This is a genomic window from Bacteroidales bacterium (assembly GCA_035647615.1).
GTDB lineage: Bacteria > Bacteroidota > Bacteroidia > Bacteroidales > 4484-276 > SABY01.
Genome location: DASRND010000012.1, coordinates 45,614 through 60,116 on the forward strand (window position 1 = coordinate 45,614; position 14,503 = coordinate 60,116).

Consider the following 14,503-nt stretch of genomic DNA (forward strand, 5'->3'; position numbering starts at 1 on the left):
TATTGCATGCAAACCATACAAACCGCACCATGACAACACCCTCTCCCAAAGAAACCTACACCGAACTTCTCAGCGATTATCAGCACAAGCTACAAAAAGCCACGCGTCGCACGGCACGGATCAGCGCTCTGCGGGTTGCGATTTTTCTGGCAGGCATGGTGGCGATTTATGTCTCAGCAGGCATCTCTGCGGCGGCAGTGATTATGGTTAGCGTTGCATTCGTCGTAGCGTTTATCCTGATTGTGTTGCAGCACCAGCGCGTGCATCAGGAGACCGAAGAGCTGCAGCGGCTTGTCACCATCAACGGCAACGAACTAAAGGCGCTTGATGGCGACTACAGCAGCTTTGGCGATGGGAAGCTTTTCATCGAACCCGGCCATCCCTATGCCGGCGATCTGGATATTTTTGGCGCCGGCTCCATTTTTCAATACATCAACCGCACCGCTACTTCGGTGGGAAACGCGCGTTTGGCGCAATGGCTTTCCGTACCCAGCCTTTCGACCACAGAAATTAAAGAGCGGCAGCAGGCTGTGACCGATTTAAAAAGCCGGCGCGCCTGGCGGCAGCAGTTTCAGTCGGAAGGCATCCGCGTAAGCGAAGAAACCAATGATACCCGCGGGCTGCTTTCGTGGCTGCACATGCCGGCGGAGTTCGGCAGTAATATGTACCGCGTATTGATCGTGCTCACGCCCATAGCTGGCGCGGCCATGGTGGCGCTGCTCGCGACCGGCGTCGTTAGCTTTCAGCTTTTTGTGCTCTACATGTTTTTGCCGTTGGGTTTCGCTTTCGCTAAAGCTAAAAAAGTACAGCAAAGCCATGAGCTGCTGAGTCGCCGCGGCGAAGTATTACAAAAATATGGCCGTCTGCTGGCAATGATAACTGCCGAAAACTTCGACAGTACGCCGCTCAAAAACCTGCAAAGCGACCTTACCGCGCAGCATCATTCGGCGCTGGCGTTGCGCAAGCTGGGCAGGATTACGCAGGCTTTCGACAGCCGGCTCAATATTTTCGCCTGGCTGCTGCTCAATTATTTTGTGTTGTGGGACATCCTGCAGGCACGACGTCTCGAACGCTGGCGACTACACTACTCCGATCATGTGGAGAAGTGGCTCGACATTGTGGCGCAGATTGACGCGATGAGCAGTCTGGGAAATTATTGGCACAACCGCCCCGACTTTATCATGCCGCTCCCTACAGAAAAGTCTTTTGTGCTAAAAGCAGAAGGTTGCGGCCATCCGCTTATCCATTCCGAAAGCCGTGTGGACAATCCGGTGAGTTTTGATAGCTGGCGCGAGTTTTATATCGTCACCGGCGCCAACATGGCCGGCAAGAGCACCTACCTGCGCACCGTCGGCATCAACTTTATCCTGGCCATGGCGGGCGCTCCGGTGTGCGCGTCGGAGTTTGCGTTTTCACCGGCCGAAATTTATACCAGCCTGCGCACCACCGACGACCTGCTGAAAAGTGAATCCTACTTTTTTGCGGAGCTAAAACGCCTCAAAGCCATCATCGACCGGCTGGAGGGTGGCACCAAATTGTTTATCATTCTCGACGAAATCCTCAAAGGCACCAACTCTGCCGACAAACAGCAAGGCTCTAAGGCGCTACTGCGCAAACTGCTGCACTACGAAGCCTCCGGCCTCATTGCCACCCACGACCTGAGCCTGGGCGAGCTGGCTAAAGAACATCCCGACAACATCACCAACAAACGCTTTGAAGTGGAAATCGTCAACGACAACCTCCTCTTCGATTACAAACTAAAAGAGGGCATCTCCCAAAACCTCAACGCCACCTTCCTGATGCGCAAAATGGGGATTACGGAGTAACTTGTTTAAAAACTGCAATTATGAATTTGAAACCTATCAAAACAGAGGCTGATTACAGAGCAGCGTTGAAAAGATTAGAAGATATTTTTGATGCAAAACCAGGCACGCCAGAGAGTGACGAACTTGAAATACTTGGATTGATGGTTGACGATTTTGAAAACAAGCATTATCTAATCGAAGCACCTGACCCCATCGAGGCAATTAAAATCAGGATGGAAGAAATGCAACTTAAACAAGTGGATTTGATTGATGAAATGGGTGGCAAAAGCAGAGTATCGGAGGTGCTGAACCGTAAGCGCAGACTAACCGTTGACATGATTAGAAAATTGTCACCGCGACTGAATTTATCAACGAACCTTTTGATCAAGGAATATTAAATGTGCTTAATTTTAAAAACAGAGAAATATGCCATTATTTGAAATCAAAAACAGCAAAGCAAAAAAAGTAAACCAGAAAGAATTTACGAATGAGCTGGAACTTCATCATCTCATTGATAAAAACTTGGAGGAAATTTTTGGAATACGATATATCAAGGATGAACACATTACCGAAAAGCATGGTAGAATTGAGACTTTAGGCCTTGATGAAAGCAACAGACCCGTTGTAATTGAGTATAAAAAAACACAGGAGAAAGGTCAACTCGTTCAGGCAAACAGATACATGACTTGGATAAAACAAAATCCAGATTCTTTTGAATTAATAGTTAGGAAGAATTTAAAAAACTTGGATGGAGAAATTGACTTTGCAAATCCACGGATTTTGTGCTTTGCCCAAGGATATAGCATAGATGATAAATGTTTAGCATTAGCTCTTGGTGCAGAATTATGGAAATACAGGTATTATGAAAACGAGTCTCTTGTTATTTCAAGAGAAGAAGAGCCAGAGCAATTAATTAAAACAAAAAATAAAGTATTAACAAGAGAGAAAGAACCTAGGGCAGCTAGGACTGTTGACCAACATTTACAAGGAGCATCCGATGAGCTAAAAGACTTATTTGAGCGATTAGATCTGGGAATAAAAGAGATAGGTTCTGAAATTGAAAGATACACGACGAATGCAGACATAATTTACACCACATCAAGATGTTTCCTTTACATAGCAGTTCAGAATAAAAGTAATTGCTTAAAGTTGTCCTTTAGGACTGTCAATGACACAATGATTGACAATAAAAACCTTACTAAGCCAATTCCCAAAACCCATGGTTATGGTAACATGACAAGACAAATGCATATTTCTCCAAAAGATGAAAAAGACGGAAAGTTCACAATTGAAGATATTTTGGATTTAATAAATCAGTCGTATGACTCGACTCAATAAAAAACATAACAAAGTCAATAAATAATGTTGGGTGAAGCAAATAATTGGGAGTTTTGTCGCCCATCCCGTAGGTGTGGAAATGGTTGACAGAAACGAATCACGCTATCCGCAGCTATCCATTGCTTCACCGCCATACCTCCTTCTCAAAAACAAAATTTCAATCAGAAGATAAAGAGAACAATGAAACCCAGGTTTAGAATACTACTCATTTTATCAGCTTTTGCACTCTCATCGTTGCTTTTCGGGTATTCGTGTACTTCCCCAAATGAAGGAAATGCGCGTCCAAACATTATTGTTTTTCTGGTGGACGACATGGGGCTGATGGATACTTCCGTTCCGTTTCTGACGGATTCCGCTGACAATCCGGTGAAATATCCGCTGAACGACTATTACAAAACGCCCAACATGGAAAAGCTTGCTGAGCAAGGCATCCGCTTCACAAATATCTATGCCCACTCGGTTTGTTCGCCATCGCGCACGTCAATTCTGACGGGTCAGAATGCTGCCCGCCACAAGGTGACCAATTGGATTGATCCGGAAGAAAATAATCGCGACGCGTTTGGCCCTACAAACTGGAACTGGAAGGGACTTACCAATGCGTCGGTAACGCTTCCGCGAATCTTGCAGCAGGCGGGCTATAAAACAATTCATGTGGGCAAAGCGCATTTTGGCCCAACCAACAGTGAAGCTGAAGACCCGCGTAATCTGGGCTTTGATGTCAACATTGCCGGCAGCTCCATTGGGCAGCCCGGTAGTTATTTGGGCACGGAAGGCTTTGGACATATTGCCGGCAACAAAGCCAGAGCGGTGCCTGGCCTGGAGAAATACCACGGCACGGATATTTTTCTGACGGAGGCCTTAACTCTCGAAGCCAATCTGGCCATCTCGCAAGCCAACAAAGAGGGCAAGCCTTTCTTCCTTTACATGGCGCATTATGCCGTGCATGCCCCATTTTATTCCGATCCGCGTTTTGCACAGAACTATAAAAATTCGGACAAATCGGAAGAGGCTCAGGCTTACGCAACACTGATCGAGGGCATGGATAAATCGTTGGGAGATATTTTGCAACACGTCAGAGATTTGGGGCTGGGCGAAAACACACTCCTGTTGTTTCTTGGAGATAATGGTTCGGATGCGCCCCTGCCCATTGCAAATGACTACAGCAGCTCATCGCCGCTGAAAGGCAAAAAGGGAAATCACTGGGAAGGTGGCATGCGCGTGCCATTTATTGCTGCATGGCTTTCGCAAAATGAAACGGCTGCCTGTCAGAAGCAATCACCCATTGCACCCCATGCAGTTCAGCAGCAAATGGGCACTGTCGTGGATATTTTCTCAACCGTGTGCCAGGTTGCCAAGGTGAAACCTCCTGATGGTTATATTACAGATGGTTTTGCGCTTCAGCAGCAGCTTAGCGGCCGACGCAATGAAGCGCGCAATGAGCTATTTCTAAACCACTTCCCGCATGCCCACCGCAGCAGTTATTTTACGAGCCTGGTGGCCTCCAACTGGAAAATCGTTTACCATTATCCGATAGAAGGGCAACCGCGTTATGAGCTATTCAACTTAAAATTAGATCCGTTTGAAACGAATAATGTAGCAGACGAAAATCCCGAACAGCTCAAAATTATGATGAAGGCTTTGTCGGCCGAAATGGAAAGTAAAAAGGCGCTTTTTCCTGAAAAAGAAAATCAGCCACTGGAACTGATTATGCCTGATTAAGTGATCAAATACTTCTGCTGTATGAATGGGGGAAAAAAACCTACTTTTGTTTAAATGATTTAAAGAAATGCGGATAAAACAGAAATAAAAGGAAAAGTCACAATACACAATCGTTAAACACAATATGAGCAACGCCATGAAACATTTTTTCATAATATTTTTAATTTCATTTATTCCAATACTCTCCTTTGGACAGAATGCATACTTTTCAATTGATAGTTCAACATCTGTAGGAATAAAGTTGATAGATAACGGGGACTTGATAAACTCAAGGCTTTGTCAGGTTAAAAAAGGTGAAAGTAAAATAAACTACACCCCGTATGAAGTTGATGAATATGGATTTAAAGATGGGCGGATTTATATTTCTAAGGAGATTCAAATAGCAGACTCATCGAAAAGGGTCTTTCTGGAACGTTTGCATAATGGTAAAACAACTTTATTTTACTACAGAGGAAAGGGAATAAAGACTTTCTTTTTGGAGAATGATAGTGCGACGTTGGTTGAATTGCCAAAACAAGATGCTGCAAAAGAACATTATTCTGAACTTCTAGCAAACTTTACAGATGACTGTCCAAATGTTTCAGATGCCTGCAAGCTTGTTAGCTATAATAAAAGATCATTATCCAAACTTATTAAACGATACAATAAATGTGAATCGAAACCTTTTCCCCATTTTAAGTATGGGTTTATAATTGGTTATGAATTTTCCAAACTAGTACCTTCAGAAAAGCAAAATGATGGTTTTGAATATGTGATACAAAATAAGGAAAGTGGTTTGGATTATTTCGACTATAATTATGACAGTGACTTTTCGGTTGGCGTGTTTATAGACCATCCGATTCTTGTAAGTGACTTTTCAGTGCATGTGGAGTTACTATTTTCTAAACATGGATATTCATATGAGTATACCTCTGAAGCCAGAGACTTAGATTTAATCATTAATGTTTCCACTTTAAAGGTTCCCTTGTTGGTAAGGTATAGCTTGCCAAAAAATAATTTCAGACCGTATTTTAATGCAGGACCCGTTTATTCTTACAATCTAAAAAATGAAGGTTTTTTGTATGAATCATCTGTTTCAGAAAATGGAATTGAGATAAAGGATTTGTTTGAAGGATCAATAATACCAAAAAATGAAATAGGGTATGCAGTGGGCTGTGGATTAAAGTATGACCTTGATTTTAAAAGAGCTGTATTTCTTGAAATACGTTATAGCCAGCAATTTGGCATATCAGATGTTTTTTCAAACAAAAATACAATGATTAATATTTCAGCAGGAATTAATTTTTAAAAACATGAAAAAAGCCGTTTTATTTTTCACGCTTTTATGCCTGGTGTTATTTCAAAGCTGTCAAAAAGAAGCTGAAATTCGAGAAAAAGATTACCCATATTTAATAACAACCGAAGTCTCTGACATAACTAATACCAGTGTTGTATTTAATGGAAAAATTATCAGTACCGGAAATGAAGAAATTATTGAATACGGTTTTTTATGGGATACGAGTGAACCTGAAATTGAAACAGCCAATAAAATAGCATTGAATAATCCTGCAAATATTGGCAGCTATAGTGCAAAAATTAGTTCCAACTTAATTAAAGACACAGAACAGTTGGTAAGGGCTTATTTGAAAACTAACAATCTTTTGGTTTATGGTAATACTATAAAATTTACATCTAATGGTGGGTTACCAGCTGAAATAACTGAAATAATTCCCCTAAAGGGGTATTCAAGTTCAAAGGCTGTTATCAAAGGAAATAATTTTGGGAATGATAAGAATGAAGTAGCTATTTATTTTGGCGACAAAACAGTACCGGTTGATAGTTGTTCTAATAATCGAATAGTTTTTAGAGTACCAGATATTGATACAGATATTGAAGAATACATTACTATCAGTATTTACAATAAACAGGTTAAGTCAAATCATAAATTTAGAGCTTTTACATATTGGAAAAAAACCTACAATATGTCTGGAAACAGCCGGTTTGGCGCTACTGCTTTTTCTTTAAACAATGTTGGTTATGTTTGTTTTGGGAAACAACCTTACGGTGATGAATTCAACGATTTATTTGCTCTTAATCCAGAAACTAATTCTTGGAGTAGAAAAGCGGATTTTCCTGGCAATCCAAGAGCATTTTCAGTTGCATGTGTAATTGAAAATATAGCTTATTTAGGATTTGGCTCAGGTGGCGATACTTATTATCACGATTTGTGGAGCTATGAAACTGAAACGGATAAATGGACAAAGGTTCTTGAAGATGACAGAATTAAAACCCATAGTGATGCCTATTTCGTTTTAAATAATGAGCTTTATATCTTTTCACAAGGTGGATCCTATAAATACTCACCAGCTAGCAACGAGTTTACTGAAATTGATAGGTTTCCAGGAGACTATCGGTTTTTCACATCAGGTGTAAATTGTGATGGATTAGGGTATTTAATTGCGGGACAAAGGCCTGGAAATAAGTTATTGAAAGATTTATGGTGCTATGATCCTACTTCAAATACCTGGACAAAAAAGGCTGATCTACCAGGAAGTAATCGAGATGGAATAGCTTGTTTCGCTATAAGCAATAAGATCTACGCCGGATTAGGCGGGATTTGGGGTGGTGAACATCTTGATTTTTATGAATATTCACCATCAATCGATACCTGGGTTAGAGTTCAGAATTTCCCGGGCGATAAAAGAGAATTACCTGTTAGTTTCACTATTTGCAATAAGGGATACCTTGGTACTGGTAGAAAAAACATAACTGACGTGCTAAATGATTTTTGGGAATTTAACCCCGATAAAGAATAACATAATGTGTGTAACACATTGTATAAAACATTGGGGTTTGAGTGGTTATTCGAGCATCCTGCTGCGCATCAAGTTCGGTGTTTGTGGACAGGAAAGTCGCCTGCAATCCCCAACGTTTCATACCGCCGACAGTTAGCACTCCATTAAAAAAACCCTCTGAAAGCTGCTTCCAGAGGGGTTTTTTATCTTTTAAACAATCTTAGCGGCTAATCACCAGTTTTCGAGTCACCACGCCATCGCTGCCGATCAGTTGCAGATAATACATCCCCGGCGCAAAACCTGTGGCGTCGAGCAGCAGCGGCTCGCCCGCGGGCAGCGGTGCCAGCGGTTTGTCCATCACAACATACCCGGCGGCATCAATCAGCTTTAGCTGAAATGGATCATTAAGTAAACCGGAACCATAAATGGTAAAAAGCCCTGTGCCCGGGTTGGGGCGGATAGTGACCTCGTGGTGCATGGCGGAGGCGATATTTACGTAAAGTACAATTTCTACTACTTGCTCAGCGCTTTCGGTGCAGCCGTTATCGTCGGTGTAGGTATAACGGAGCGTATGCAAGCCAACGCCGGCAACGTCGGGATGGAGCCAGCCATCTATCACACCCGGACCTTCGTAAATGCCGCCGACAGGATTTCCTTCGAAAAGTTCGTAGGGCGGCATATTGGTGCCCAGCAGCGGTAGCGTATCGAAGGTCACTACGGGTGCGGGTATAAATGTAATCGTCAGGGCATCTTCGACGGAACCGGTGCATGGCAACAAGCTCTTGCCCATAAGCATAAGCTCCACCGATCCATACTGAACATCTTCCAAACCCGGAAAATAATCGGTCGTCAAACTGTTGTCATTACCAAATGTTCCATCGCCAGCCGAAATCCATACATGCACCAAAGCATTCACCACACTTCCGGAGATTTCCACTGCTGGCCGGTTATCGCACGCCTGCAGATCGTTACCGGCAAACACGTTGGGGAGTAACGAGATATAAAGTATCATCTCATCCGAGGTGTGTGCGTTCTGGTTGTCCCAAGCGGTAACCATAAGTTCAGCCACGCCATTGTCGATATCATTTGTTCCCGGCGTATAAACAGGATGGGTAACTGCGTGATCGTCAAAAGTTCCATCGCCGGAAGTAGTCCAGAAAATGGTTGTTGCATTAATAATAAAACCCTGAATGACGGGATTGTGGTCTTCGCAAATGCTCATATCGGGGCCTGCCGAAACAGCCATCGTTTCCTGGCCCGTGGGCGGAAAGGTGATATAGTCGATGTATCCGGCATCCAATCCAGTCGATACGGAATAATCTTTTACATAAACCCAACGGAAAGTGGTTTCGCCAGCCGGCACATCAAATTCGGCAAAACCCCATCCGGTATCTCCGGCCCACTGTGCCTTCATTTCGCCATTGACATAAAACTTCAGAAAGTCGTAGTTGTTTTCGCTTTGCACTACATAATAAAAACTTATTTTCCCGGCGATGAGGACATCCATGGTCACAAAAATTTCGCTGTTTTGGCTGTGGTCAATTTCACCCGACCGCATGCACCACTGACCTTCGTATGGATCAAAGTTATCGATAACCCACGGAGCATTCCCTGCAAATTCCCAGTCGTACTGCGAGAAATCACCGGTTTCGAAATCTTCGATAAAAAGGCCAATGGACATACCAAAGAAGCTCTCTGTGGTAAAGCCATAATCGGCTGTGGCTGTAACACTAAACATACAATTGTAGCCAAACGGAGCATCTTCGGCTATAGAAACCTCAAACGCAGCAACCCCTGTAGCGCCTCCATTGATAAAAGCAATGACGGAATTTGGCTGGGTGATGCTCACATAAGGATCGGCGTTCATAAGATGTGCCTGAACATTGGTGGCGCGGCCACCGCCGGTATTTTTTATGTTCACCATCACCGCAATGATTTCGCCGGGTTCGGGATAACCATTGTTGCCATCGTCGAAAGTTATATTCCCAATTGCCAGCGCGGGAGCATAGGCCTTCAGGTAAATGTGGCTGTTGTATACATCCGTTGCATCTTGTATGGTGGTGTTAAAGATAAGGTCGTGGTTGTTGGGCACATCGGTGGCTACCGAAAAGCTAAAAGCATCTTCCAGCATCACCGTTTGCCCGGGCTGTATTGTGGTAAGCGTTTGCAAGCTGTCGATGAGGGTTACATAAGGATCGCCGATGGCAATTTTCATTAAAGTTACCAAAGCCGGCTCCTGACTAATATTTTTAAGCTCCACCGACAGTATGGCCGTTTCGCCATTTTCGATGATGCTGTTATCGCCGGCCTGCACCAATACATCGCGTATTACTACTTGGTTGGCGCCTTCGGTAGAGAAATAAAGCATTTTTGAATTTCTCAATCCGTTGGCATCTTTCAACGAAAATTCTATTTCGGACGCTTCGTAGGGCTGGGTGGGCAAACCGCTGAACAGACCCTTCTCGGTAATACTCATTTCGGTAAACTCATAGTCGGGTTCTAAAGTAATCTTGGTATTGGCCGCCACCGGAGTGTTGGAAATATCGAGTAGCTCATAGTTAAAATCGTCGCCTTCCGAAATTCCGGCGTACCAGCGATTCCACGAAGCTATAATGAGGTAGCCATAATAAAACTCTATTTTTCCGTCGGGATAAAGGCTGACGGCAAAATCTTGCATATTGCTGGTTCCATATTCAGAAGTCCTCCATCGGAAGGTAGCTTTCTGGCTGTTTCCTTCGTACCACATACCACCGCCCGCCACGCCGATTGGATCGCACATCAGTGGCGAAATACACCGCATATTTCTGAAAAGATTATACTGATCCACTATAAAAGTCCAGGGATAGTGGTCCTCCCGAAACATGATGTAACCATCGGTATGCAGGGTGATATCGTGGTAATTTTTACCGTAAAACGGAAAATCAAAGTCGATGGTTTTGGTCACATATCCAGTGGATTGATTGTTAGGATAAAGTTGTTGATCGTTAATTATCGGGAAAATTTGCGTGCCGCTCTGGCTGCTATATTTCTGTTTGATTTTCCACTGATACGGATATGTCCCCTGCGTACCAATCATCTGATTATTATAAGGCTCGTTGATGGTGGCCGGGGGCAGGTCGACGTTGAGCACCTGCGGATTGGTGAAGGTAACAGAACTACTAACAAAAAGTGTGGTAAGTCCATTTTCGGTGAGTGGCACATTGGTTTGGGAGCATGGCGTCTGTATCATCATCCCTTCTGTATAATCGATTAATGTGAAATTGTTGATCATACCGGTGCCGGAATTATAAGGATCCTTTTCGTTGACGAGCAGAAAGTAGCGTGCCTGCTGCCCGGTTTGGACATAATCGAGGAGCGGTGTAACATCCAGTCCAAACTCGAGGGTTTTATCGGATTCGTTGCTGCCGCCGGTCATATATTTGGTGCCACCCTGGTAATCAAGAATAGGGAAGTCGATGATGTATTCCGGTTCGGTGGCTCCCGGTGTTACGGCCACGCCGGCCATCACTTTCAAGGTGTTGCGAACATTGTGCGTTAGCTTAACTTTATAGGTAAGCTGTGGTTCGGTGTTTTCTTTTGCTTTAACCACATGCACCGACCCGTTCCAGCATCCGCCTTGCGGCAAGGTACGGCACAGCGCGCTGTAAAGACACCAGGCAAAACCGGCGTCGCCCCAGGCGGAAGCATAATAACTGTTGGCCACCTTCACGCCGCCAATCTCCCAGTCGCGGATATCGACCACACCATCGCCGTTGATGTCGAGGTGATTGGTATATTGTCCATCGTTATTCAGGTCGTAGCGTATCGAATCGTGATAACCAACAATCGCCACGGCGTGATTGGCATAGGTTGACATTTGCAAGATCACATGCTTACCGGCTTCCGGAGTTCCTGGCGGCAAGGTAGCGTTTGCGCTCGGCACAGCGGAATAAATATTACCAATACCGCCGGTAGCCTCACCTTCCAGATGATTATCGAACCAGTGCTTGAGTGTGTTGAGACCGTCCTCAGTGGTAACGTCGATGCTGTAAAAATCCCACAGCCTGTTTTTCATTGAATTGTAATACTTGTCGTACCCGGACATCCAGCGAGCACTGCCGCCGTAGGAAAGCGAACCGCCGTAGTCGGGGACGTTTGGCGTTCCGACATGCTTAACAATATCCCAGCTATCGAAATAGGCGCTGGCCTGCCCATTGCCGTTGCCACCCCAGTTGTACACAAAATGGCTTACATACTGGTTGTCGGGAATATTGGCTGGCAAATCGCGCAAGCGGTTTATCTCGTAGGTAAAGGTATAGGATACTGCGCTCGCCTGGCCGCATTCGAGCGCTACCTGATCGAAGATTGGCCGAAACCAGGGTCGCTGCGAATTGTCGACCATCACCGGCAACTCACGCCCGCGTGAGGCAAGCGTTAATGTAAGCTTAGGCAGATCGGCAAATGGTGCCAGATCCGCTTCGGTAAATACCGGAAGCCCGTCGATGTAAAGGCGCCCGTCGATAATTTGTTTGGTGCCGATGGGATTCTGGGCGCGCAGGCCAGGAGCAATCAGTAAAAACGCTGCTGCAAATAAAGTAAGGTAAAATTTCTTCATTATCCGTTGATTGTTTAATGGTGACAAAACTACGTTTTTCTGGTTTAAAATTTCATTTTACAAATTTCGAATTAAGATAAGCGGCAGGAGGTGCGTGGCAGGTCACTTCCAATCATTTTTGACTTTAAAACCGCACGTGAAAACATTCTTTTGAGCTTTTAATAAAACAATAGCTTTGCGCAAAAAAAACATGAGCGACAGAGTTCGTTTTTCGACTGCGGCCAAAATACTCGAAGTTATCAGTTGGGTAGCGCTGGTTGCTCTGATAGTTATCCCGGCAATCTGGTACGCCGATCTGCCCGAACAAATTCCCACGCATTATGGCTTCAGCGGCACGCCCGACCACTACAGTGCTAAATCTGCACTTTGGATGTTGCCTGTCATTGGCGTAGTAATGTTTCTCCTGTTTTCAGGCATCAACTTGCTGCTAACCGCCCGTCCATCGCGATACGCTAAGCCAAAACCGGAGGAATTGAGCATGCTTCCCAAAATCATCGTGCTGATGCAACTGTTCAAAGTTTTCCTCACAGCGACTTTTGCCTACATCGTAATACAAACCATTCGGTTGGCCCATGGCGAGGCAGCAGATCTGGGCGCGTGGTTTCCTCCCACCTTTTTCGGAGTGATTGTTATACTCCTGCCAGGGTTTTTGGTGTGGAGTGTTAAAGCTGGAAAAAAGGGATAAACACTGGAGACCACAGGGGTCGCCATCATTTCAAATAATAATTAATCGGCCCGTAAGCGTGGAAAAACCCGGTAAGCATCACGGTATTTACATCATCGGCATTGTTGGCTACACCACGCGCCACCAGTTCGCTGCCAATCTTGTTGGAGCGACGGTTGTAGCGGGTGGCCATTTCGGCGCCGGTAGTTTTCATTTGCTGTAGCTTTTCAAAATATCCGGCAAGCAACTGGTTTTTTTCTTTGCTGAAATTCACCGCTTTCCATGGCTGCCAGCCCTCGGGCAAAGCGCCCAGGAATTTATCGCCTTCCGCCGCCAGCTCGTCCATCCCGACATATTGTTTTTTATCAATATCATAAATGGCCACCGGTTTCCCTTTTTCATATTTCAAAAATCCATCCTTTTGGGAACCATCTGAGTTCTGGCCGCCCTTCACACCCTGATCGAACAGCTTGTCGAGCAACGGAGAATGCAGGTTTTCATTTTCATGATAAGGATTCATCACGGCCAGGATAAAGCGCACCACATCGACGCCCACATAGTCGATAAGCTGGAAAATACCCATGGGTCGCAGCAGAAAATCCTGTGTCACCTTGTTGACGATATAAACGGCCTGAGCAAAGCTGAACTTTTCGGTCAACTTTTCCGCTTCGGAAATCCCATAAAGTGCGTCGCGCATAAAGTGGCCATTGCCGATAAACCCAGCCACGTCGTTGCTGGGCACCAACACCTTGCGCAGATTTTTGGCGTAAGCTTTCGCAAAATCAATCATTACAGCGCTGTTGCCAGGAATTGTGATCAGTTCCACCAATCGCTGCACCGCAGGCGGGTTGTAAAAATGAAACCCTAGAATGCGTCCGTTCAGGTTGGCCGAGTCGTTGAGGCGGGCGATGGGAATGGAAGAGGTGTTGGTAAAAAACCAGGGCTCACCCTCGCTGTTTTCATTTATTTTTTTGAAGATGCTGGTTTTAAGATCAGGATTTTCGGCGATGGCCTCAAAGATGAGATGACTATCGTATGCCGATTCCATGCTGGTGACAGGGCGCACGATGTTGAGCACATTAGAAATATATTCGTCCACAATCTCACCGTTTTCCATCAGATCTTCGCGATTAGCATAAACCTCGCGCAGCCACTCCATCTTTTTCTCGGCTATTTTGCGCACCTGCGCCTTGAGATATTCCATCAGTCCGGCCAGCCCTTCTTCGGAGAGGTCGATGGCGTTCAGCACAAAGTTTTTGTCGCGATTTTCAGGCATCAGACTCAGGTCGGCCATCTCCACGGCGGCGAGCAACAGGATGCCGCTCCCCATTTTGCCGGCAGCGCCCAGCACACTTACTTTTTGTAATCTTTCGTCGTAGGTCATATTTCTTGGTTTGTTATTAGTTTGTTAATTTATTCAGTTCTCAGTCTTCAGTCTTCAGTCTTCAGTTCTCAGTCCTCAGTTCTCAGTCCTCAGTTCTCAGTCCTCAGTTCTCAGTCCTCAGTTCTCAGTCCTCAGTTCTCAGTCTTCAGTTCTCAGTCTTCAGTTCTCAGTCTTCAGTTCTCAGTCTTCAGTTCTCAGTCTTCAGTTCTCAGTCTTCAGTTCTCA

Annotated in this window: 9 protein-coding genes; 7 read left to right on the plus strand and 2 right to left on the minus strand. The window is 44.9% G+C overall.

All coding sequences use genetic code 11. From position 1 onward, the window contains the following. The first annotated feature begins 29 nt into the window (after positions 1-29). The 6 genes from VFC92_05255 to VFC92_05280 all read left to right on the plus strand — a co-directional run bounded on the left by VFC92_05255 (position 30) and on the right by VFC92_05280 (position 7,657). Entirely contained in the window at positions 30-1,826 is a 1,797-nt protein-coding gene (locus VFC92_05255; GenBank protein ID HZK07587.1) for a hypothetical protein, read from the plus strand. Positions 1,827-1,846: 20 nt separating this feature from the next. Then, complete coding sequence (locus VFC92_05260) at positions 1,847-2,203, plus strand: transcriptional regulator (GenBank protein HZK07588.1); 357 nt, start codon at positions 1,847-1,849, stop codon at positions 2,201-2,203. Positions 2,204-2,231: 28 nt separating this feature from the next. Next, on the plus strand, positions 2,232-3,143 hold the full coding sequence (locus VFC92_05265; protein ID HZK07589.1) for a DUF5655 domain-containing protein: 912 nt from the start codon (positions 2,232-2,234) through the stop codon (positions 3,141-3,143). Positions 3,144-3,323: 180 nt separating this feature from the next. After that, positions 3,324-4,862: a sulfatase-like hydrolase/transferase gene (locus VFC92_05270; GenBank protein HZK07590.1), complete on the plus strand. Its 1,539-nt coding sequence runs from the start codon at positions 3,324-3,326 to the stop codon at positions 4,860-4,862. 136 nt (positions 4,863-4,998) lie between these two features. Beyond that, positions 4,999-6,150, plus strand: coding sequence for a porin family protein (locus VFC92_05275; protein ID HZK07591.1), 1,152 nt, complete (start codon positions 4,999-5,001; stop codon positions 6,148-6,150). Between the two features lie 4 nt (positions 6,151-6,154). Beyond that, the gene (locus VFC92_05280; protein ID HZK07592.1) at positions 6,155-7,657 is read left to right on the plus strand and encodes a kelch repeat-containing protein; all 1,503 of its coding nucleotides are present in this window, start codon (positions 6,155-6,157) and stop codon (positions 7,655-7,657) included. Positions 7,658-7,856: 199 nt separating this feature from the next. On the opposite strand, the gene VFC92_05285 is transcribed toward VFC92_05280, so the two are convergent. Then, on the minus strand, positions 7,857-12,230 hold the full coding sequence (locus VFC92_05285; GenBank protein HZK07593.1) for a hypothetical protein: 4,374 nt from the start codon (positions 12,228-12,230) through the stop codon (positions 7,857-7,859). Positions 12,231-12,420: 190 nt separating this feature from the next. Here VFC92_05285 and VFC92_05290 point away from each other — a divergent pair, with 190 nt between their 5' ends. Continuing rightward, positions 12,421-12,915, plus strand: a complete 495-nt coding sequence (locus VFC92_05290; GenBank protein HZK07594.1) for a DUF1648 domain-containing protein — start codon at positions 12,421-12,423, stop codon at positions 12,913-12,915. A gap of 25 nt (positions 12,916-12,940) precedes the next feature. Here VFC92_05290 and VFC92_05295 read toward each other — a convergent pair whose 3' ends face one another. Then, the gene (locus tag VFC92_05295; GenBank protein ID HZK07595.1) at positions 12,941-14,278 is read right to left on the minus strand and encodes a 3-hydroxyacyl-CoA dehydrogenase family protein; all 1,338 of its coding nucleotides are present in this window, start codon (positions 14,276-14,278) and stop codon (positions 12,941-12,943) included. Between the last annotated feature and the right edge of the window lie 225 nt (positions 14,279-14,503).